Origin of the sequence: Variovorax beijingensis (assembly GCF_007828835.1) — a bacterium.
Classification (GTDB): Bacteria; Pseudomonadota; Gammaproteobacteria; order Burkholderiales; family Burkholderiaceae_C; genus Variovorax; species Variovorax beijingensis_A.
In genome coordinates this window covers 117,240-137,247 of record NZ_VIVL01000010.1, presented here as the reverse complement: position 1 = coordinate 137,247, position 20,008 = coordinate 117,240, and the positions used below count along the sequence as shown (strand labels likewise).

The window sequence follows — 20,008 nt, the reverse complement described above, 5'->3', positions numbered from 1 at the left end:
TACGGCGTCAGACCAAGGTCACGGGCGGCGTGCGCATGCGGCGGCACCCCCGCCAGTCAGGCATGTTCAGCGCCAGGGGGCTGTACGAGTTCGCACGCCAGAACCGCAGGTTGCCGCCGAGCATGGCCGGCAGGCGCGTGCGGCCCCAGAGCTGCAGCAGGTCGAAGAAGCGCGGCTCGTACAGGCACACGAGGTAGAGCACGCCGTGGATCGGCACGAAGGCCAGCAGCCACGCGAGGCTCTTGGTCACGATGAACGACTCGGTCGTGACGACGATGTTGAACATCATGGCCGAGTAGGTGACGCCCCAGACCATCGAAGGCCGCGTCATGCCGACGAACAGGGGGTCCGCGGCAATGCCCTGGTTGCGACTCATGGACCGCGCCCCTCAGACCCCGAACAGGCCCCGGATCCAGGACACGATCTGCGGGCCGCCGAAGACCAGCACGGTGCCGATCACGACCGCGACCATCCACCACCAGCTCAGGCGCCCGAACCAGGCCATGGCGCCGGAGACCATCACGGCGACTGCGGCCAGCGGCGTCAGGATCGCGACGAGTTGTTGCTGGGTCGCGTTCGCACCGGTCGCGAACGGGCTGCCCGCCCAGGCGACTTCGGCAGGGGCGGCGGCGATGAGCAGCCATCCGATCCATTTGACACGGATGCCGGCTGCCGTTGCGGGCCGGATGTGGATCGAGCATGCGGTCATGGCGTTACTCCGTTGGGCCGGGGGCTGATCCCGCAGGCACTTGCCCATGCGGGGATGCAGGAGAAAGTGAAGCAGGCGGCTCAGTGCGCCGACCGCTGCCGTAGACGTCCCACCACGGTGCTGGCGCCACGCGCTTGCCAGCGGCGGAAGGGTGCTTGGCGGCCTGAACGACCGTGGGCCTGACCGCCGTGGCCTGGGCGGCGGCATGAGAGGCCGAAGCGATCTCCCGCCGGATGGCCGCGATGTCGCCGAGCGTGCGGACGCGCTGTTCCTCGGCCTCGGTCGCAGCCTTCAGGTCGGATGCGGTGAGCCGCTCGGCCTTGCGGCGCATGAGACCTTCCAATTGAGCTTCCGACTTCCTGAGCTCCTCGCGAAGGATCTCGATGCGGTCGTTGTCGCGCGCCGCCTGCTGGTGTGGTCCGACGCCCTGCGATGCACTGGGCTCCGCCTGGGCCCACAGGGGGCGCGCATGCGCCATCAAGCCGGCGAACATGAGCATGGAAAGCCAGGCTGAGCGTCGGCCTTCATCGGTCGCATGCCCACGTTGAGTGTCGTTTGCTTGCATGGGGCGCAATGTCCGCCTCTGCCCGTGCGTGTGTCGACTATTATTTTTGACAGTGGTGTCGCAAAGCGCGAGGCGGCGATATTTCGAGAGCGACGCGGCAGGGCGGTTCGATCGTTGGCCAGTGAGGCGGCTCCGCCCATCTGCAGGGGCCCTTTGCAAGTTGCAGCGGCAGCCCGCGAGGCGCGCCGTTCGGGTGCGATGGACGCGCGTCCCGCGCCGAGGCCTGAGGAGCAAGTCATGGGCAACGTGGTTATCTTCGGCAACCAGAAGGGCGGCGTCGGCAAGTCCACGCTGGCGGTGCTGTACGCATGCTGGCTGGCCGATGTGCGACGTCGGTCGGTGTGCGTGATCGATCTGGACGCGCAGGCGAACAGCTCGAAATCGCTGAACCGGTCCTCGGCGATCGCCGAAGCGGTGGAACTGTTCGGCCCGGATCCGGGCCCGATCGCCCCGCCGCGCGAGCGCACCATTGCGCTGGCGGCGGGCAGCAGAAAGCTGTCCGACGTCGAACTCGCGAGGGCGGACCTCGTGATTCCTTTGTTCCGTGGGAATGTGAGGCGCTTGGCGCAGGATTTCGACGCGGTGGTGATCGACACGCCCCCGGCGCTGGGCTTGCGCATGAGCGCGGCGCTGATTGCCGGCCATGCGGTGGCCTGTCCGATCGAGCTGGAGGAGTACAGCATCGACGGCGTCGCCGACATGCTCCGGACCGTCTTCGGGGTCAGGCGGCGCTACAACCCGCAACTGCGGATGGCGGCCATCGTGCTGAACCGGTTCAATCCGCATTCGCTGCGGCAGAAGGCCGCGATGCAGGACCTGGTCTTGAACTTCCGGGAGTTCGTGATACCGGCCCGGATCTCGACCCGTTCGGCCATTCCCGAGGCGCTGGCCGCGGGGGTGCCCGTGTGGCGGCTGCCCAAGAGCGCGGCACGCGAGGCCAGCCTCGAGGTGATGCGGGTGTTCGAGTTGCTGCAGCAACGCATCGACGGCTCGAACGCGTCGATGCCGGCGGATACGTAGGCATGAGGGCGCCCGACGGCCTGGACCTGAGTGCGCTGTCGCAGTTCAGGGCGGCCGATCTGCTCACGGTCGAAGCCGCCCCTGCGGGCCCAGGCGCACCGACACAGGTGGCGCTTGAACGCATCGACTTCGACCCCGGCCAGCCGCGCCGTCGCATGCGGGGCGAACGCATCGAGGAACTCGCCGAATCGATCCGCCAGCATGGCGTGCTGGAGCCGGTGTCCCTGCGCTGCCATCCAGAGCACGCGGATCGGTACATCGTCAACCGCGGCGAGCGCAGGGTGCGCGCGGCGCGCCGGGCCGGCCTGTCCTGCGTTCCGGCGTTCGTGGACCCGCGGGTCGATCCCTTCGCGCAAGCGGCGGAGAACCTGCACCGCGAGGACATGTCGCCGTTCGATCTGGCGGCCTTCATCGCCGAGCGGGAACGGGAAGGCCATTCGCGCGCCGAGATCGCGCGCCGGTTGGGCAAACCGCGCTCCTTCATCACCGAGGCCGCGCGGCTCAGCGACGCACCGCGGCAGTTGCGGGAAGCGGTGGAGGAAGGGCGGCTCGGCGCGGATGTGCGGGTGCTCTACCAGTTGGTGGCCGTCGCGCGAGATCGCCCGCAGGAACTCCAAGAACTGATCGCGCGGGGCGCCCCGATCGGACGTGTCCAGACCAGGAGCCGCCCGCAATCGCCCGAGCCCGTCGGCGGCTCGGCGGCGCCGCCGCCCGGAAACGGGATCCCGAGGATCATCAGCGGCGGCCGCACGGTGCTGGTGGTCGAGCATGGAGGACGGCGCGGGTCCTTGCGCATCAAGGCGAAGGACGGCAACGTCGGCGAAGTCCGCTTCGGCGATGGCACGCGCGCCATGCTGCCGCTGGCGGACTTGCAGCTGGTGTGCTGGGCCACGGAGGAATAGCAATGCCGGCGTTGGCCGGCGCGGCTCGACACCCGGTGGCGGGACAGGGTCCTGCTAGGCCGCGCCGGCCGCTTTCATCGCCGTGTGGCGGCGCCGGTATTCGCGCGGCGTCATCTGCAGGTCGCGGACGAAGGCTCTTCGCATCACCTCCTGTGATCCGTAGCCGCACTGCGCGGCGACGGCCTTGAGGGGGCGCGTGCTCGTCTCGAGCAGGCGACGGGCGGTGTCGAGTCGGATCTGCTGCACGCCACGCCCGGGCGAGAGACCCGTCGCGCGTTCGTAGTAACGCGCGAAGGAGCGCGTGGACATGTGGACCTCCCGTGCCAATCGGGCGACGCTGAGCTTCTCTTGCAGATGTGCCGCGATCCACTGGTGCAGCACGCCGATCCGCGCGTCGGGCGCGGGCGGCTCGAGCGGCAAGCGGCGACGGCGCAGCATGCCGCGGCGACGGCTGCGCGGTCCGGGCAGGCGGGAGGCAAGTGTCTCGACAAACGCGGCGCCCCGGTCCTCTTCGATCCAGGACAGCGCCAGATCGGCGCCCTGGCCCGGTTCGATGACGCGCCAGCTGCGCATTCTCATGCCGGCCGCGAACAGGCCCGGTCCTTGCCCGCCACAGCGCAGGGCCGGCGGCGCGGCACGCCCCTGCCGCCGCACGACGCGGGCCTCCGGGGCAGGCGGCAGCAATGCCTGCGCGCCCAGCACGGCGCAGCGCTTCAGACGCCGTCGGTTCCTGGAGAGCCATTCGCGCAGGCGCTGCGCGCCTGCCGCCTCGGCCGCGCCCGGAACGGGTTCGCCGCTGATGAAGAGCGTGCTCGCCCGCCCGACGAGCCGTTGCGGCAATGCACCTGTCGACAGTGCCACGCCGCTTGAACTCAGGGTTTGGCCGCCCGCGGCAGAGGCCAGCCGCACGTCGTAGCCGGCGAGCTTGTTGCGCGTCCGGCGAAAGGCGGCATTGGCGGCCTTGAAGACCGCGAGCATGCGGATGACGTCGAGAAGAAGGAAGCCGGGAAGCAGCAGCAGCCAGACCTTGTGCATCGTGAGAAGCCAACGTAGGGGATCGATCCGTAATCTCCCGACCCTGGGCCGCACCGCGCCAGTGCGCGAAGGCAGGCTCGCGAAATTGGCAGAAATGGTGGTGAATTTTGCCTCCGGGCACCGCAAGGCGCTCCTAAACTGTCGCACCCTTGCCTCCATCGCGCGCTGAACGACCGCCACGCGCACGCCGCAGGCCGGCGCAGCGCGGGTCGGTTCAGGCGGCTGGGCCGCCTGCCGGGCTGCGCCGCGGGAGCGTGGATCGCGCCCGCGAAAAAGGTGGGGGTGCCGACGACGCAGGAAGTGCACCTATGAACGAGTGGACCCAAGATGTTCTCGGTCGGTTGAACGAGGCCAGCGAACCATCCCAGGTGCTCGCGCAGGTCAGCGTGGCAGCCAGGCACCTCGGCTTCGAGCACTGCGCCTACGGGCTGCGCACCCTCGTGCCCTTCACCCGGCCGAAGACTTTGATTTTCAGCACCTACGATGAGCGATGGCGCCGCCGGTACATCAGTGCGGGATATCTCCAGGTGGATCCCACCGTCGCCCACGGCGTGCACAGCGGGGTGCCCGTGGTCTGGAGCAACGAAGTCTTCCGGGACGCGCCGCAGATGTGGGACGAGGCGCGCTCTTTCGGCCTGCGCGTCGGCTGGGCGCAATCGGTCTTCGAGCCCGACGCGCGGGTCGGCATGCTGTCGCTTGCCCGCTCGGGCGAACCGCTGACGGCCGCGGAGATGCGCGCCAAGGACCACTCGCTCCAGTGGCTGGTGAATAACGCCCACCGCGCGTTCTGCCGCCTCCTGAGCGGCCCGCTCGCGGGGATTGAACCGCTGACGAAGCGGCAGGTGGAGGTGCTGCGCTGGACGGGCGATGGCAAGACGAGCGACGAAATCGCGGCCATCCTCTGCATCTCGAAGCCCACGGTCGATTTCCATCTGAGGAATGCAATGGCGAGATTGGGTGCTGCCACCAAGAGCTCGGCCGCGGCGTTCGCTTCACGACTCGGGCTCCTGAATTGAATGGATGGCAGCGGCCGCTTCGCCCGCAGGCCGGCGGGCGACCCGGCCGGTCCCGTCGGCGTGGTGGTTCCGGTGCGGACACCAGTTCTTGTCCACATCGATGAGGCAGGCGAACAGAAGCTGGCCGTCGACCCGCACTGGCGGTGCTGCACGGTGCGCGGACAGGCCCGTGCGACGCAGGATGCGCTCGATGCCCAGAGGCGAGGCGCTGATGAGCCGTCGCCCGCCCTCCTTGGCGACGGTCCGCATCGCGGCGCTCAGCATGTCCAGCGCGAGCGACCATCCATGCGGATCCCCGCCCATCCCGAGCCGCGTGCCGTCGCCGGCGGCGAATCGCGACAGTTCCCAGATGTCGGGCGAGCACGGCGCCGGCGTGTCGCCGAGCAGCTGCGGGAAGACGCTGGCCAGAAGATAGGGCCGGTGCGTGGGCAACAGGCGGCTCGTGCCGACGATCTCACCGTCCGGATTGCGTGCGATCAGATAGATGGTGTCCTTCCGGTCGAATTCGTCGAGTTCCAGCCGGCCGCGCGTATGGAGTTTCCAGCCCAGCTTCTCGACGAAAACCTCGTGCCGGTAGCGTGCCATGTCGAACAGCACGTCCGCCGAGAAAGAATCGATCGTTCCCGCAATGATCTCCATGAGGTCACCTCGCTGAATGAGGCCGCATTACAGCCTGATGACGCACACCGGGGACACTGTCAGAGTTGATAGGGCTGGCGGTTCGAGGCCTTCGTTTTTTGGGGCGGTCGCCCTCGCAGACTGCTGTCGTGGGGCAGATCGATTGTCGGGGCCGTCCCGCCGCAGGCGGGGGACCCGGCGGTTCGCTCACGGACGGCGCGCCGCCCGGATGGTGAAGGCACCGGCCGCGACAATCAGGACCACGCCGGCGGCGGCCTCGGGGCGCGGCATGTCGCCCCAGATCGCGTATCCCCACAGCAGGGCCCAGACGATCAGGCTGTAGCGAAAGGGCGTGACGACCGAGAGATCGACGCCGCGGCAGGCCACGATGAGCGCGAAGTTGCCCAGTGCCGCGCAGCCCGCCGCCGCAGCGAGCATGCCGAGCTCGTGGCGCGTGAGCGGCGCCCAGCTTTCCACGAGACCCAGCAGCAGGCCTGCCAGGCATACGACGAGCGTGGTCGTCACGGCGATGATCGACGACGGGACCGTGGCGGGAATGCGCCGCGTCACCAGGTCGCGCGCGGCGAGCGAGGCGGCACACAACAACGCGCAGGCGAGGCCGGCTGCAGGGACCTCGGACCGCGCGGACGGCTGGGTCACCAGCAGGACGCCGGCGAATCCCGCCGCGGTGGCGAGCAGCCGGCCCCCATGCCAAGGCTCCCATCGCAGCGCCATCGCAGTGGCGGCAATCATCAGCGGCGCGGTCATCATGAGCGTGCTGACCGTGGCGAGCGGCGCGAGCGACAGGGCGACGACGGAACTGAGGGCGGTCGTGATCTCGAGCCCGCATCGCACGCCGACGATCGGCCTCAGTGCCGTGCGCCAGCCGGCGCGTGTCCCGCGGGCGAGGGCCAGGACAAAGAGGGTGGCGAATGCGCCGCGCATGGCCAGGACCTGCCCGGGCGGGAGGCTCTGCGCTGCCAGTTTCACGAAAACATCGTTGAGCACGTAGCAGCCCATGGCCACCAGCATGAGCAGGATTCCGCGGCGGTTGGCCTGTGCGCTAGCCATTGCCGGACGCGGGCGGGGACGGCGTGGGGGTGGCCTGCGGGAGCGGCGGAACGCCGGGATCGCCCACGGCACCGGCATCGGACGCCGTCCCCGGCTGCGGACCGAGCGGTGCGCCGCAACGCCTGAGGACGTCCCACAGCGCCTGCGCCTTCAGAACGATCTCCTCGACCTCGGCGTCCGGATCGGACATGGCGACGATGGCGCCACCGGCGCCGATGGAGACGCGACCGTTGGCCGACACCAGGGTGCGGATCACGATGTTGAGCTGCGCCGCGCCGTTGAGCGACAGATAGCCGATGCTGCCCGAGTAGATGCCGCGGGCCGCCGCCTCGAGTTCGTCCAGGATCTTCATCGTGCGCACCTTCGGCGCGCCCGTCATGGAGCCGCCGGGGAACGCGGCGCGGATGCAATCGACCGCTCCGAGGTCCGCGCGCAGCCGCCCCCGGATCGTGCTGACCAGCTGGTGCACGGTGGCATAGGTCTCGACCGCGAACAGGCTCGGCACGTGAACGCTGTCGATCTCGCAGACCCGGTTGAGGTCGTTGCGCAGCAGGTCGACGATCATCAGGTTCTCCGCGCGGGTCTTCTCGTCGGCGACCATGGCGTCCGCGATCGTGTGGTCTTCGGCCGGCGTCGCGCCGCGCGCCGCGGTGCCCTTGATGGGCTTCGATTCCACATCGCCGGCGCTGGAGATGCGCAGGAAGAGTTCGGGCGAGGCGCTCAGCACGGCATAGCCGCCGAAGCGCAGGTAGGCCGCATAGGGGGCAGGGTTGTGCCTGCGCAGGATCCGGTAGATCTCCAGCGGATGGATGCGCCCTTCGCCGACCAGTTGGTTCGTGAGGCAGACCTCGTAGGTCTCGCCCTGCAGGATCTCGTGCTGGCAGCGCAGGATCAGCTCCCGGTAGATCGCCAGGTCGATCCGCCAGGCCAGTGGCTGCAGATCGCGGGCGGCGGCCGCGCTGTCGTCAGGCGCGGTCGCCTGTGCGCCTGCCAGCCGCGCGCGCATGGTCTGCATCCAGCGGCGGTTCTCATTGGACGGCACGGCCTCATCCAGGCAGACGATCCAGACCTGTTGCTCGGCGTGGTCGAAGGCGAGGAAGCGGTCGGCGAGGATCCACATCGCGTCTGGGGTGTCCGCGTCGTGGGCGTGCGTGCCGTCCAGCTCCCGCTTGAGCTCATAGCCGAAGTAGCCCACGAAGCCACAGGCGAAGTCGAAGGGAAGCGGGGGACCTGCAGGTGGCTGGCCCGGCAGGTGGTCGCGCAGGTAGTCGAAGATGCTCTCGTCGCGCACCTGGACGACGTCGCCCCGGCGCACTATCAGTTCGCGCGGTGCGGTGCGGTAGTTCAGCACCTGGGCGCGCGGGCCGCTCGCGTCGCCCATGAAGGAGAAGCGCGCCCGCCCGGGCTCGGCGAGGCTGCTGTCCAGCCAGAAAACGCAGTCGCGCTGCGCGAACGTTCCCATGAACACGGCCTCGGCATCGGCTGTGGTTTCGATGCACTCCGCATGCAGCAACAACGCCTGCGGGCCTTCGAAGCGCAGCGGGGATCCGAAGCGGTTCTGTGCCTCGCGCCGGGGCGCCTGTGCGAGCCACTCCAGCGTCAGGTCCCTGAAGTTGCGCAGCAGCCGTGCGCCGAATTCGGTGCAGATCGACTCCGGATGGAACTGCACCCCCCACCAGGGCAGAGAGACGTGGCGCAGGCCCATCAACGTGCCGTCGGACGTCCAGGCGAGCGGCTCCAGGGTTGAGGGCAGCTGCGTGACTGCGAGCGAGTGGTAGCGCACCGCCTCGAAGCGGTCCGGGATGCCGGCGAAGAGATCTCGCTGCGCGTGCGAGACACGGTCCAGGCGTCCGTGCATCGGTCGCACCGCCAGGTCGACACGGGCGCCGCAGTGGTGGGCGATGGCTTGGTGGCCCAGGCAGACGCCGAGCACGGGCTTGCGCGAACGCTGCAGCGCGTCCGCCGAGATGCCGAGGTCGGCGCGCCGCTGCGGACGTCCGGGGCCCGGCGAGATCACGATGTTGTCGAAGTGCATGCGCTCGACCTCGTCCCAGTGCATTTCGTTGTTGCGCAGCACGATCGGGGGCTCGCCGTTGCAGGCCGCCAGGTACTGGTAGAGGTTGTAGGTGAACGAGTCGTAGTTGTCGATCAACAGGGTGCGCATGGAAGGCTCCTCGGCGGAAAGCGGGGCTGTGCATCGTTGAGGAATCAGGCGGATGTCGCCACTGCGCAATGTGCTAGTTGCGCAGGCCGGCAACGCCTGTGCATGCAGCGCGCTCACTGCCCGGATGTCCGGTCGCTCGCATTTGCGCGGTGTTCCGGTCCGTGCGCCGGGCGCTTGGAAGGGAAGGCGAGCGGCGAGGGCCTGCCGATGGGGCGGCGCCGCCGGAAGGCGCGACTCGGCCTGAGGACCCGCGATCCGTGCAAGCGCGGGTTCCGATGGTCCGCTGCCAGAGCCCGCGAGGGGCCAATGCGCAGCGGGCTGTGCGCTCGCCGGCCGCACGGCGCCGTTCCGCACGGACCGCCTCCCGGTGACGAACGCGCGGCGCGCTCCAGGGTGCTTGCGTCGACCGCCGGTGGTGCATGGTGGTCCCGGCGGGCTGCCGGGCGCACGCGCCGTCTAGCGCCGCGAAGCCGCCGCGCCCGTCTTCGCGCCGAGCAGGTGGCCCAGCGGCAGCGCCACCTCCGACTTGATCTCGCGCAGCACGATGCTCGAGCGCACGTGCGTCACGCCCGGCAGGCTGAAGAGCACTTCGTGCAGGAAGCGCTCGTAGTGCTTCATGTCCGGCACCGTCACGTTGAGGATGTAGTCCGCCGGCCCGGTGGCCGACACGCAGCGGATGATCTGCGGGCACGCGGCCACCACTTCCTCGAAGCGCTGCACCATCGCCTCGCTGTGCCGATCGAGGTTCACTTCCGCCACGGCCGACACATGCAGGCCCACCAGCTCGGGGTCGATCAAGGCCGTGTAGCCGCGGATCACGCCGGCGGCCTCCATCTCCCGGATGCGCTTCCAGCACGGTGTGGGCGAGAGCCCGACGGCCTCGGAAATCTGCTGCACGGTCTGCCGCCCGTCGTGCTGCAGTGCAGAAAGGATCTTGAGGCAATGCTCGTCAAGAGAAACAGAATCAACGTTCATCGCGGTTTCCGAGAGGATTCTTCTTCAAACAAGGGTCTGCGCCAGTGTATTGAAGAAACACTTACTCGGGGTGCGGCAGAACAATTCCGGGCATGAACGCCCCCCACAAGACCACCGCGCTGCAGCGGCCCGACTACCAGCTTTCCGACAACCTCTGGGCCGATGCCGGCGCCGTCTTCATCACCGGCACGCAGGCGCTGATCCGCATCCTGGCGATGCAGCGGCGGCGCGACGCGGCGCGTGGCCTGCACACCCAGGGCTTCGTCAGCGGCTACCGCGGCTCGCCGCTGGGCATGGTCGACCAGGCTATCTGGAAGGCCGGCGACCGCTTCAAGGAAACCGGCATCCGCTTCGTGCCCGCCGTGAACGAGGAGCTTGCGGCCACGCAGGTGCTGGGCACGCAGCGCGTGGAGTCCGACCCCGAGCGCACCGTCGACGGCGTGTATGCCATGTGGTACGGCAAGGGGCCGGGCGTGGACCGCGCGGGCGATGCGCTCAAGCACGGCAATGCGTACGGCTCGTCGCCGCATGGCGGCGTGCTGGTGGTGGCGGGCGACGACCACGGCTGCGTGTCGTCGTCGATGCCGCACCAGAGCGACCACGCCTTCATGGCCTGGCGCATGCCCGTGATGCAGCCCGCCAGCGTGGCCGAGTACCTGGAGTTCGGGCTGTACGGCTACGAGCTGTCGCGCTATTCGGGCGCATGGGTCGGCATGGCGGCGCTGTCCGAAATCGTCGAGAGCGCGGGCACCGTCGATCTCGACGCCGTCAACGCGCGCGTCGCGGCCTGGGCAGACGCCGATGCCGTGCGTGCCGCCACCGGCCACGCCGCACCGCCCGACGGCCTGCACTACCGCTGGCCCGACCTGCCGTCGCTGCGCATCGAGTCGCGGCTGGAAGACAAGCTTGCCGCCGTGGCCGCATTCGCGCGGTGCAACAGCATCGACCGCCACGTCATCGTCAGCCCGCATGCGAAGGTCGGCATCGTCACCTGCGGCAAGGCGCACCATGACCTGATGGAAGTGCTGCGCCGGCTCGAGCTTTCGCCCGAACAGCTCGCGCGCGCCGGTGTGCGGCTGTACAAGGTGGGGCTGAGCTTTCCGCTCGAGCAGACGCGCCTGAAGGCTTTCGCGCAGGGGCTCGGCGAGATCCTCGTGGTGGAAGAGAAGGGGGCGGTGGTCGAGACGCAGCTGCGCGACATCTTCTACAACGCACCGGCCGATGCGCGCCCGGTGCTCGTGGGCAAGCACGGCCGCGATGGCCTGCCGCTGGTGTCCGCGCTTGGCGAGCTGCGCCCCTCGCGCCTCATCGAACTGGTCGCGCACTGGCTGGCCGCGCACTTTCCCGACAACCACGACCTGGGCGACCACCTGCAGCACGTGCGCGACTTCACGCCGCCCGAGCTGCTGGGCAACGCGAGCGACACCGTCAAGCGCCTGCCGTATTTCTGTGCCGGTTGCCCGCACAACACCAGCACCAAGGTGCCCGAGGGATCGACGGCGCGCGCGGGCATCGGCTGCCACTTCATGGCCAACTGGATGGACCGCAGCACCGCGGGCCTCATCCAGATGGGCGGCGAGGGCGTCGACTGGATCTCGCACGCCATGTTCACAAAGACGCCGCACGTGTTCCAGAACCTGGGCGACGGCACCTACTACCACTCGGGCTACCTCGCCATCCGCCAGGCCGTCGCGGCCAAGGCCACGCTCACCTACAAGATCCTGTTCAACGACGCGGTCGCGATGACCGGCGGCCAGCCGGTCGACGGCGTCATCAGCGTGGATGCGATTGCGCGGCAGGTCGAATCCGAAGGCGTGGCCAAGGTGGTGGTCGTGAGCGATGCCATCGGCAAGTACGACGCCATCAGGAATCGCTTTCCGCACGGCACCGAATTCCACGACCGCGCCGCGCTCGACGAGGTGCAACGCCACCTGCGCGAGATGCCCGGCGTGACCGTGCTCATCTACGAACAGACCTGCGCCGCCGAGAAGCGCCGCCGCCGCAAGAAGGGCGAGCTGGCCGATCCGCCCAGGCGCCTCTTCATCAACGAAGCGGTGTGCGAAGGCTGCGGCGACTGCACCGTGCAGAGCAACTGCGTGGCCGTGCTGCCGCACGAGACGCCGATGGGCCGCAAGCGCAAGATCGACCAGACCAGCTGCAACAAGGACTACTCCTGCGCCAAGGGCTTCTGTCCCAGCTTCGTGGGCGTGACCGGCGGCAAGCTGCGCCGCAAGAGCGGGGCGCTGGCGGCCGGGCGCGATGCCTTCCTGCACCGCGTGGCGGCGCTGCCGCACCCTGCGCCGCACGCATGGACCGGTCCGTACGACCTGCTGGTGACCGGCGTGGGCGGCACCGGCGTGGTGACGGTGGGCGCGGTGATCGCGATGGCCGCGCACCTCGAAGGCAAGTCGGCCAGCGTGCTCGACTTCATGGGCTTCGCGCAAAAGGGCGGCGCGGTGCTGAGCTTCGTGCGGCTGGCCGACACGCCCGAGCGGCTGAACCAGGTGCGCATCGACACGCAGCAGGCCGACGCCATCCTCGCATGCGATGTGGTGGTGGGCGCCTCGGCCGACGCGCTGCAGACCGTGCGGCACGGGCGCACGCGCGTGCTCGCGAACATCCACGAGATTCCGGTGGCCGAGTCGCTGCGCAACCCCGATGCCGAGCTGCACGTCGACCTGCTGCTCGCGAAGATGCGCTTCGTCGCGGGCGACGAACAGGTCGAGACCTTCGACGCGCAGAGCCTGGCCGAGGAGTTTCTCGGCGACACGCTGGCCGCCAACATCGTTGCGACCGGCTATGCGTGGCAGCGCGGCCTGGTGCCCCTGAGCCTCGAGGCGCTCATGCATGCGATCGAGCTCAACGGCGTGGCCGTGGCGGCCAACCAGTCGGCGTTCTCGCTGGGCCGGCTGGCCGCTGGAAATGCCGCGGCGCTCGACCAGCTGCGCGCCGCGCCGATGGACGCGCAGATGCAGCCAGCCGACGAGCGTCCGCTGGAAGCGCTGCTCGCCGATGCGCGCCGCCATCTCACCGGCTACCAGAACGCCGCATGGGCGCAGCGCTTCGAAAAGCGTGTCCGCGCACTGCAGGCGGCCGAGTCCGCGCTGCCGGGCGGCGACGCGAGCCTGCCCTTCACGCGCAACGCGGCGCGCAGCCTGCTCAAGCTCATGAGCTACAAGGACGAGTACGAGGTCGCGCGTCTCTACACCGACGGCGCGTTCCTGCAGAAACTGAAGGACCAGTTCGAAGGCGACCTGAAGCTCGAGTTCCACATGGCGCCGCCGCTGCTCTCGCGCCCCGTGCATGGCCAGGCGCCCGCCAAGATCCGCCTCGGCGCGTGGATGCTGCCGGCGATGAAGTGGCTGGCACACGGCAAGCGGCTGCGCGGCACGGCCTTCGACCTGTTCGGCTACACGCAGGAGCGCCGGCTGGAGCGCGCGCTGATCGGCCAGTTCGAGCAGCGGCTCGGCGAACTGGCGGCCGGCCTTTCATCCGGCAACCAGCAGCTCGCCGCACAGATTGCGGCGCTGCCGCTGACGATCCGCGGCTTCGGCCATGTGAAGCTGGCCAATCTGGCCCTTGCGGCCGAGCGCGAGGCGGAGCTGATGCACCGCTTCTCGCCGCAGCGTTATCCCCGGCCGGAGAAGAAGACGAAGGCGGGGCAGTTCAGGGGAATCGCGGTCGTGTCGCAGTGACCGCGAGTGGAGCGCAGGGGGCCCCGTGCTGGGCTTGGTGGCGATGCCGATCGATGCGGCACTCGGCAGGGAGGTTGAAGACCGTTCACTGTCGGGTCAAGGGCGGTGCGGGTCGTGGCGTTCGGCTGCCGATTGTTCCCTCTGCGCTTTGCTAGAGCGTCTCGTTTTCCTTGAGCACACCCGCGCTGCGCAGCGCGGCGTCCAGCCACTTGGCGGCCGTGTTGCCTTTCTTGATCGCCTCGATCCGCGCGGCTTCGTCCTCGACCTTCTTGCCTGCGGCCTGGAGGAGCGCTTCCACTCTTCCGCGCTCGATGACGACCACGCCGTCGGCATCGCCAACCACGAGGTCGCCGGACCGCACGGTCACGCCGCCGACGGACACCGGGTGCCCGATCCGCCCTGAGGCCAGCTTGGTCGGGCCGTTGGGATTGGTGCCGACCGAGAAGACGGGAAAGCCCATCCCGTCGATCTCGAGGCTGTCGCGCACCGCGCCGTCGACCACCACGCCGGCGATGCCGACCTGCCGGCAGGCGTTCATCATGATGGTGCCCATCAGGGCGGCGGTCTGGTCGGCCTTGCCGTCGATCACCAGCACGTCGCCCGGCCTGGCCAGCGCAATGGCGGCGTGGATCATCAGGTTGTCGCCCGGCCGCACTTCCACCGTGAGCGCGCTGCCGGCCAGCTTCATGCGGTGGCGCAGGGCCGCGATGCGGCCGTGCAGGGCGCCGCGGCGGCCCGCGACGTCGGCCAGGATGGCGGGCTGGAACGCGGAGGCCTGTGCGACCAGCTCAGGGGAAATGCGCGGGAAGTCGCGCACGATATCGGGGGATTGGCTCTTCATGTCGTTGCTCTCACTCGGCCTTGACGTCGGCGTCTTTCACCACGCGGCCCCACTTGCGCTTGTCGGCGGCCAGAAACGCACGGAACTGCTCGGGCGTGCTGCCCACGGGCTCCAGGCCATCGGCGGCGAGCCGCTTGGCGATGTCGGGCATCGCGAGCACCTTGGCGACTTCGCGCTGGATGCGCTCGACGACGGCCGGCGGCGTGTTTTTGGCCGCGCAGATGCCCGCCCAGGTCACGGGTTCGAAGTCGGGAATGCCGGCCTCCGTCACGGTCGGAATGTCGGGGAATGCCGCCAGCCGGCGCGGACTGGCCACCGCCAGCGCGCGCAGCTTGCCCGAGCGCGCGTACTGCATCGAACTGACGGGCTGGTCGAAGATCATGGAGACCTGGCCCGCCAGCAGATCCGTCATGGCCTGGCCGGTTCCCTTGTAGGCCACGTGGACGATGTCGATGCCTGCGCGTGTCTTCAGCATCTCGCCCGCCAGGTGGCCACCCGTCGCGGTTCCGGAAGAGGCGAAGTTGAGCTCGCCCGGCTTCTGCCTGGCGTAGGCGACGAGTTCCTTGACGCTGGTCACCGGCAGCGTCGCGTTGACCATCAGCATGTAGGGCGCGTTGGTGACCTGCGTGACCGGCACGATGTCCTTTTCGGGGTCGAAGGGCATGCTTTTCAAAACGTGCGGCTGGATCGACAGGGTTCCAGTGGTGCACATCAGCAGCGTGTGCCCGTCCGCGGGCGCCGTGAGCATGGCCGAGACCGCGATGTTGCCGCCGGCGCCGGGCCTGTTGTCGACCAGCACCTGCGCGCCGAGTCCCTCGGCCAGCCTCGGTGCGATCAGGCGCGCCACGACGTCGTTGGAGCCGCCGGGTGAAAAGCCGACCAGGATCTTCACCGGCTTCGACGGAAAGGGATCGGCCGCGAACGCATGGGCGGCGCACAGCCAGGCGGTGCCGGCGACGAGCCACGGCAGGAGTTTGGGAGAAAGCGATCGGACGTTCATGGCTGTTCCTGGTTCATTCAGACGACAAGTTCGTTGCGCGCCCGCGCAATGCGGCGGCAGCCCTCCAGCAGCTGTTCGGTGCTGGCGGCAAAAGAGAGCCGGAAGTGCGTTGGCACGCCGTAGGCACTGCCTTGCAACGCGGCCAGATCCTGTGCATCGAGCAAATGCATGATCCAGTCGTCGCTGCTGCCGATCTTCACCCCCTTGGGCGTGCAGAGGCCGAACAGCGCGCTGCACGAAGCAAAGATGTAGAAGGCGCCGTCGGGCACCTGGCAATGGATGCCGTCGACGGCGTTGAGCGCCGCAACCACCGTGTCGCGGCGCTGCTGATATTCGCGCCGGTTCGCGGCAACGATGTCCTGCGGGCCCGCGAGCGCCGCAATGGCCGCGGCCTGGGCGATCGAGTTGGGGCCGGACGTGCTTTGCGACTGGAGCTTGACCATCGCCTTGATCAGCTCCGCAGGACCCGCGCCGTAGCCGATGCGCCAGCCCGTCATCGCATAGGCCTTGGAGACGCCGTTCACCGTGAGGGTGCGGTCCTTCAGGTCGGGCGCCGCCTGGGCCATGGTGGCGAATTCGACATCGCCATAGATGAGATGTTCGTAGATGTCGTCGGTCAGTATCCAGACGTGGGGGTGGCGCCTCAGCACTTCGGCCAGCGCCTGGAGCTCGGCACGCGTGTAGGTGGCGCCGCTCGGATTGTTCGGCGAGTTGAGCATCAGCCAGCGTGTCTTGCCGGTGATGGCGCGCTCGAGATCCGCGGGCTGGAGCTTGAACCCGTGGGCGGCCGGGCAGTCGACGAACACCGGCACGCCGCCGGCCAGCAGGGCGATGTCCGGGTACGACACCCAATAGGGGGCGGGCACGATGACTTCGTCGCCCGCCGCCACCGTGCACATGAGCGCGTTGAAGATCACCTGCTTGGCGCCGGTGCCGACGATGATTTCGCCCGGCGCGTAGTCCAGGCCGTTCTCGTTGCGGAACTTGGCGGCAATGGCCTCCTTCAGCGCCGGCGTGCCGCCGACGTCGGTGTAGCGGGTCTGGCCGGCCGCCATGGCGCGGGTTGCCGCCTCCTTGATGTGCCCGGGTGTCTCGAAGTCGGGCTCGCCGGCGGTCAGGCTCAGGATGTCCCGGCCCATGGCGCGCAGTTCGCGCGCGCGTTGGCCGGCCATGGAGCTGGGGGAAGGTTTGATGCGATGGAGCCGGGGAGCGATATGGAGCATGGGCGCAGTATCAAAGGCCATGCGTCGCGGGACAAACGAGAAATCGGAGCATCGAGGTATTCCTTTTTTTCCTGCGGAGCATTGGGCTTACATTCCATTGGAATGAACTTCACCTTCAAGCAGCTGGAGGCCTTTCTCTTCAGCACCAAGCTCCAGAGCTTCAGCGCGGCGGCGGTGAAGCTGCACACCACGCAGTCGGCCATCTCCAAGCGCCTGGCCGAACTCGAGGAGTCGCTGGGCGGGACCCTGCTGCACCGCACTTCCCACGGGCTGGAGCTGGCCCAGGCCGGCCGCGAGCTGCTGCCGCTGGCCGAGGAAGCCCATCGCCTGTGGCAGCGCATCCAGCACGACATCAGCGTGGACAAGACGCTGCGCGGCACATTCCGCGTGGGCGTGACGGAACTGATTGCGATGACGTGGCTCACACGCCTGATCCAGCTGCTCCAGAAGCTGCACCCCCAGGTGACGCTCGAGCCGGTGGTGGACGCGGGGCTGACGCTCTTCGAGCGCCTCGAAGCCAACAAGCTCGACCTGTCCATCATGCCGGGCACCTACTGGGGCCAGGCGTTCGAATCGATCAAGGTCGGGCAGGTCGACCAGGCCTGGATCGCGAGCCCGCGGCTCGGCATTCCGCAACGGGCCCTGGCGCCGCACGAGTTTGCCGACTATCCGGTGATCGAGCAGCCCGCCGGCGCTTCGAAGAACAAGTTCTACGAGGCCTGGCGCGCGGAGCACGGTTTCCGCTTCGGCAAGGTCCTGCTCACCAACAGCACGACGGTCCTGCGCGAGTTGACGATCAGCGGCTTCGGCATCAGCCAGCTTGCGCTCGACTATGTCCGCCCGGACATCAAGAATGGTGTGCTGCGCGTCGTGAAGAGCGATCCGATGCCGCCGCCGCTGGTCTACAGCGCGGTCTATCGGAGCGACAGTTCCAGCCCCGCACTGGCGCGCATCGTCGAGCTGGCCGTCAAGACCTGCGATTTCAGGTTGCGGGCGAGCCAGCACGACGTGGCCCCGGCCCGGCCGCTGCGGGGCACGAGTTCGGGCCTGCGGCAGCGGCCTGCACGCAAGGGCGTGAAAAAGAAGCCGGCAAGAGGCTAGCGGCATGGCCTTGACCGGCGCGCGTGCCGGCCCGCATCCGATGCGGCATACTTCCCACCCCCCGAACTCGCCAGAGACCCCGCTGAATGGACAAGGAAGTCGACCCCCAAGTGCTCGCCGTCATCGATGAGATGCGGTTGTCAGGACCGCGGCTCACGCCGGTCGAGATCGTCGCGAAGATGGGTGTCTTCGATGCGCGGGAAAAGCCGTTCGATCACGCCTGGCTCGCGACGGGCGACAACGTCATTGCCACCATCTGGGCCGAATTCGTGAACATCGGCGCCGATGGGCGCTGGTTCTGCCTCGAGTCGCTGGACACGCAGCACCGCGTCGGCGGCGGCGTGCGCAGCCCCCAGCAGATCCAGCGCGCCAAGGACCGCCGTGCGCTGCTCAAGCGCACCGTCGATGCAGGCCAGGGCTTTCGCGCCGTGCTGCAGACCAACCGGGTTGCCATTGCCGAGCTCGAGAGCAACAAGAGCGCGAAGGTCTCCACGCGGGTGCGCGACGACGCCGAATGGCATGTCGCCTCCTGGGATTCCGACCAGCAGCTCGCGGTCCTGGTGCGCGGTGCGCGCGGCTGGGTGCCCGGCGAAGCCGACATACAGGCAGCCAAGGCGCGGGGCAGCGTGCCGGTCGCTGCGGCCGGCGACGCGGGCGCAGCGGCTGCCGAGCGGTCAGCCTCGCGGGAAGAGGTCCAGGCCGCCGCCATGGACTACGTGATGCGCCACTTCAAGGGCTACGGTTACAAGGCCGAGGACGTCACCAGCCGGAAGCTCGGCTACGACCTCGAGGTGTCGAACGCGAAGGGCGCCACGCTTCTCAGGGTGGTGGTGAAGGGCACGTCCACGGGCGTGCCCAGTTTCCGGCTCACGAGCGAAGAGCGTGCAAGCTCGGCGCGCGAGCCGCTTTGGCGGCTGCTGGTGGTTGCCGATGCCATCGGCACCGCGGCGCAGCACAAGATCTACAAGCCTTCCGAAATGGAACAGGCGCCGGGATTCGAGCCGCTGGATTAGCGGGAAGCCGCTGCTTTCGTGGCGGCAGCGCGCCGGGAAAGCCCTGGCTCACATGAACAGCTTGCCGTTGAATGCGATGCGCAGGGTGCGCACGGTGAGCACCGCCAGCGCCACGCTCAGCAGCCCCAGCAGCAGGAGCGCAATGGCCCACAGTGGCGCGGTCCCCCGCAGCTGTGCGTACTTCAGCGCCGCGTTGGCCAGCGCGGCCATCGGAAAGCCGATCGCCCACCATCCCGCGGAAAAATTGATGCTCGGCCGGAACACCTTCGGCGCCAGCACCGCGAACAGGAAGAGCGCGAAGTAGAAAAGCAGCGCGGCAAAGCGGTCGATGCTGCCCGTGACGTTCGTGTAGGCGAGGAAGCCGACCGCGAACGGCCCCACAAGGATCATCAGCGAGGGCGTCATTGCCGGCGCGAGCGGGGCCTGGTGCACCAGCCGGCCGACGATGAGCACCAGCAGCACCAGCGCGAGCACCGCGCCCACGGCCATCGCCAGCAAGTTGAGCTCCGCGGCCCAGGCCATGGACGGGTCATGACCCGCGGTGACTGCGATGTCCAGCGTGGCGACGCCCGGAATCAGCCAGGCCGGCACTGCATGCGCGGCGTCCAGCCGGCCCTTGAGCAGGCGCGAGACGACCACCAGGCTGAGCGCGAAGGTCGCAATGGCGCCCAGCGTCCACAGCGCATGCGCGGCAGGCGCGCTGTAGGGCGCGATGACGGCCGACAGCAGCAGCATCGAGATGACGATGGTGCCGAAGAAGTTGCCGGTCACCGGGTGGTGGAATTCCGCGTGCACGGTTTGTGGATGCCTGGCCAGCTTCGCGGCGTAGCCCAGCGCCAGCAGCACGAAGACGCCGAGCGCAAAGGCGCCGATGGCCTCGCCGATGAAGGCGGGCGCACCCAGGCTGCCGTGTGCGAACCGCCAGGCCAGCGCCAGCCCCGAAAGGCCCATGACCGAGCCGAACAGGTTGACGGGCAGGTGGCGCAGCGAAGCTTCGCTGGTGGGGGAGAAAACCGGAAAGGGCGGATTCAATGACTCGTTCTGCATGATGGGCTCGTTG

The 20,008-nt window shown here is 68.8% G+C and carries 18 protein-coding genes; 6 read left to right on the top strand and 12 right to left on the bottom strand.

Annotated elements, in window-relative coordinates:
* Positions 1-7: 7 nt before the first annotated feature.
* The 3 genes from FB547_RS25275 to FB547_RS25265 are packed head-to-tail and all read right to left on the bottom strand — an operon-like array spanning position 8 to position 1,274.
* Positions 8-376: a type IV secretion system protein VirB3 gene (locus FB547_RS25275; RefSeq protein WP_145746400.1), complete on the bottom strand. Its 369-nt coding sequence runs from the start codon at positions 374-376 to the stop codon at positions 8-10.
* A 12-nt stretch (positions 377-388) separates the two neighbouring features.
* On the bottom strand, positions 389-709 hold the full coding sequence (locus tag FB547_RS25270) for a TrbC/VirB2 family protein (protein WP_145746399.1): 321 nt from the start codon (positions 707-709) through the stop codon (positions 389-391).
* 4 nt (positions 710-713) lie between these two features.
* Positions 714-1,274 carry a hypothetical protein gene (locus FB547_RS25265; RefSeq protein WP_261380382.1) on the bottom strand — a complete coding sequence of 187 codons (561 nt, stop codon included), beginning with the start codon at positions 1,272-1,274 and terminating at the stop codon, positions 714-716.
* A gap of 237 nt (positions 1,275-1,511) precedes the next feature.
* Between FB547_RS25265 and FB547_RS25260 the strand changes: the two genes are divergently transcribed.
* Positions 1,512-2,294, top strand: a complete 783-nt coding sequence (locus FB547_RS25260) for a ParA family protein (RefSeq protein WP_145746398.1) — start codon at positions 1,512-1,514, stop codon at positions 2,292-2,294.
* A gap of 2 nt (positions 2,295-2,296) precedes the next feature.
* Positions 2,297-3,196 (top strand): ParB/RepB/Spo0J family partition protein, encoded by a 900-nt coding sequence (locus FB547_RS25255; RefSeq protein WP_145746397.1) that lies wholly within the window; start codon positions 2,297-2,299, stop codon positions 3,194-3,196.
* Between the two features lie 54 nt (positions 3,197-3,250).
* On the opposite strand, the gene FB547_RS25250 is transcribed toward FB547_RS25255, so the two are convergent.
* Positions 3,251-4,231 (bottom strand): helix-turn-helix domain-containing protein, encoded by a 981-nt coding sequence (locus FB547_RS25250; protein ID WP_145746396.1) that lies wholly within the window; start codon positions 4,229-4,231, stop codon positions 3,251-3,253.
* 308 nt (positions 4,232-4,539) lie between these two features.
* Between FB547_RS25250 and FB547_RS25245 the strand changes: the two genes are divergently transcribed.
* Positions 4,540-5,247: an autoinducer binding domain-containing protein gene (locus tag FB547_RS25245; protein WP_145746395.1), complete on the top strand. Its 708-nt coding sequence runs from the start codon at positions 4,540-4,542 to the stop codon at positions 5,245-5,247.
* Here FB547_RS25245 and FB547_RS25240 read toward each other — a convergent pair.
* The 4 genes from FB547_RS25240 to FB547_RS25225 all read right to left on the bottom strand — a co-directional run bounded on the left by FB547_RS25240 (position 5,224) and on the right by FB547_RS25225 (position 10,075).
* Positions 5,224-5,886 carry an acyl-homoserine-lactone synthase gene (locus FB547_RS25240; protein WP_145746394.1) on the bottom strand — a complete coding sequence of 221 codons (663 nt, stop codon included), beginning with the start codon at positions 5,884-5,886 and terminating at the stop codon, positions 5,224-5,226. The genes FB547_RS25245 and FB547_RS25240 overlap by 24 nt on opposite strands.
* A 186-nt stretch (positions 5,887-6,072) precedes the next feature.
* The gene (locus FB547_RS25235; RefSeq protein WP_261380381.1) at positions 6,073-6,936 is read right to left on the bottom strand and encodes a DMT family transporter; all 864 of its coding nucleotides are present in this window, start codon (positions 6,934-6,936) and stop codon (positions 6,073-6,075) included.
* Positions 6,929-9,100 (bottom strand): aminodeoxychorismate synthase component I, encoded by a 2,172-nt coding sequence (gene pabB / locus FB547_RS25230; protein ID WP_145746392.1) that lies wholly within the window; start codon positions 9,098-9,100, stop codon positions 6,929-6,931. Before pabB ends, FB547_RS25235 begins: the two co-directional genes overlap by 8 nt.
* A 456-nt stretch (positions 9,101-9,556) precedes the next feature.
* Complete coding sequence (locus FB547_RS25225) at positions 9,557-10,075, bottom strand: Lrp/AsnC family transcriptional regulator (protein ID WP_145746391.1); 519 nt, start codon at positions 10,073-10,075, stop codon at positions 9,557-9,559.
* Positions 10,076-10,167: 92 nt separating this feature from the next.
* On the opposite strand from FB547_RS25225, the gene FB547_RS25220 reads away from it, so the two are divergent.
* A complete protein-coding gene (locus FB547_RS25220; protein WP_145746390.1) occupies positions 10,168-13,770 on the top strand; it encodes an indolepyruvate ferredoxin oxidoreductase family protein in 3,603 nt (1,200 codons plus the stop codon).
* Positions 13,771-13,921: 151 nt separating this feature from the next.
* Here the strand turns inward: FB547_RS25220 and FB547_RS25215 are convergent, their stop codons facing one another.
* Genes FB547_RS25215 through FB547_RS25205 form a run of 3 tightly spaced genes read right to left on the bottom strand, consistent with a single transcriptional unit; the run spans position 13,922 to position 16,834 of the window.
* Positions 13,922-14,611, bottom strand: coding sequence for an RraA family protein (locus tag FB547_RS25215; RefSeq protein ID WP_145746389.1), 690 nt, complete (start codon positions 14,609-14,611; stop codon positions 13,922-13,924).
* Between the two features lie 10 nt (positions 14,612-14,621).
* On the bottom strand, positions 14,622-15,611 hold the full coding sequence (locus FB547_RS25210; protein WP_145746388.1) for a Bug family tripartite tricarboxylate transporter substrate binding protein: 990 nt from the start codon (positions 15,609-15,611) through the stop codon (positions 14,622-14,624).
* A gap of 17 nt (positions 15,612-15,628) precedes the next feature.
* Complete coding sequence (locus tag FB547_RS25205; protein ID WP_145746387.1) at positions 15,629-16,834, bottom strand: pyridoxal phosphate-dependent aminotransferase; 1,206 nt, start codon at positions 16,832-16,834, stop codon at positions 15,629-15,631.
* Between the two features lie 102 nt (positions 16,835-16,936).
* On the opposite strand from FB547_RS25205, the gene FB547_RS25200 reads away from it, so the two are divergent.
* Both FB547_RS25200 and FB547_RS25195 read left to right on the top strand, forming a co-directional pair.
* Positions 16,937-17,935 (top strand): LysR family transcriptional regulator, encoded by a 999-nt coding sequence (locus tag FB547_RS25200; RefSeq protein ID WP_145746386.1) that lies wholly within the window; start codon positions 16,937-16,939, stop codon positions 17,933-17,935.
* A gap of 86 nt (positions 17,936-18,021) precedes the next feature.
* The gene (locus tag FB547_RS25195) at positions 18,022-18,948 is read left to right on the top strand and encodes a protein NO VEIN domain-containing protein (RefSeq protein WP_145746385.1); all 927 of its coding nucleotides are present in this window, start codon (positions 18,022-18,024) and stop codon (positions 18,946-18,948) included.
* Between the two features lie 48 nt (positions 18,949-18,996).
* Here the strand turns inward: FB547_RS25195 and FB547_RS25190 are convergent, their stop codons facing one another.
* On the bottom strand, positions 18,997-19,995 hold the full coding sequence (locus FB547_RS25190) for an SLAC1 anion channel family protein (protein ID WP_145746384.1): 999 nt from the start codon (positions 19,993-19,995) through the stop codon (positions 18,997-18,999).
* Between the last annotated feature and the right edge of the window lie 13 nt (positions 19,996-20,008).

Coding starts and splice junctions, on each gene's coding strand:
- FB547_RS25275 (WP_145746400.1), bottom strand. CDS start 376: ATGAGTCGCAACCAGGGCATTGCCGCGGACCCCCTGTTCGTCGGCATG.
- FB547_RS25270 (WP_145746399.1), bottom strand. CDS start 709: ATGACCGCATGCTCGATCCACATCCGGCCCGCAACGGCAGCCGGCATC.
- FB547_RS25265 (WP_261380382.1), bottom strand. CDS start 1,274: ATGCAAGCAAACGACACTCAACGTGGGCATGCGACCGATGAAGGCCGA.
- FB547_RS25260 (WP_145746398.1), top strand. CDS start 1,512: ATGGGCAACGTGGTTATCTTCGGCAACCAGAAGGGCGGCGTCGGCAAG.
- FB547_RS25255 (WP_145746397.1), top strand. CDS start 2,297: ATGAGGGCGCCCGACGGCCTGGACCTGAGTGCGCTGTCGCAGTTCAGG.
- FB547_RS25250 (WP_145746396.1), bottom strand. CDS start 4,231: ATGCACAAGGTCTGGCTGCTGCTGCTTCCCGGCTTCCTTCTTCTCGAC.
- FB547_RS25245 (WP_145746395.1), top strand. CDS start 4,540: ATGAACGAGTGGACCCAAGATGTTCTCGGTCGGTTGAACGAGGCCAGC.
- FB547_RS25240 (WP_145746394.1), bottom strand. CDS start 5,886: ATGGAGATCATTGCGGGAACGATCGATTCTTTCTCGGCGGACGTGCTG.
- FB547_RS25235 (WP_261380381.1), bottom strand. CDS start 6,936: ATGGCTAGCGCACAGGCCAACCGCCGCGGAATCCTGCTCATGCTGGTG.
- pabB (WP_145746392.1), bottom strand. CDS start 9,100: ATGCGCACCCTGTTGATCGACAACTACGACTCGTTCACCTACAACCTC.
- FB547_RS25225 (WP_145746391.1), bottom strand. CDS start 10,075: ATGAACGTTGATTCTGTTTCTCTTGACGAGCATTGCCTCAAGATCCTT.
- FB547_RS25220 (WP_145746390.1), top strand. CDS start 10,168: ATGAACGCCCCCCACAAGACCACCGCGCTGCAGCGGCCCGACTACCAG.
- FB547_RS25215 (WP_145746389.1), bottom strand. CDS start 14,611: ATGAAGAGCCAATCCCCCGATATCGTGCGCGACTTCCCGCGCATTTCC.
- FB547_RS25210 (WP_145746388.1), bottom strand. CDS start 15,611: ATGAACGTCCGATCGCTTTCTCCCAAACTCCTGCCGTGGCTCGTCGCC.
- FB547_RS25205 (WP_145746387.1), bottom strand. CDS start 16,834: ATGCTCCATATCGCTCCCCGGCTCCATCGCATCAAACCTTCCCCCAGC.
- FB547_RS25200 (WP_145746386.1), top strand. CDS start 16,937: ATGAACTTCACCTTCAAGCAGCTGGAGGCCTTTCTCTTCAGCACCAAG.
- FB547_RS25195 (WP_145746385.1), top strand. CDS start 18,022: ATGGACAAGGAAGTCGACCCCCAAGTGCTCGCCGTCATCGATGAGATG.
- FB547_RS25190 (WP_145746384.1), bottom strand. CDS start 19,995: ATGCAGAACGAGTCATTGAATCCGCCCTTTCCGGTTTTCTCCCCCACC.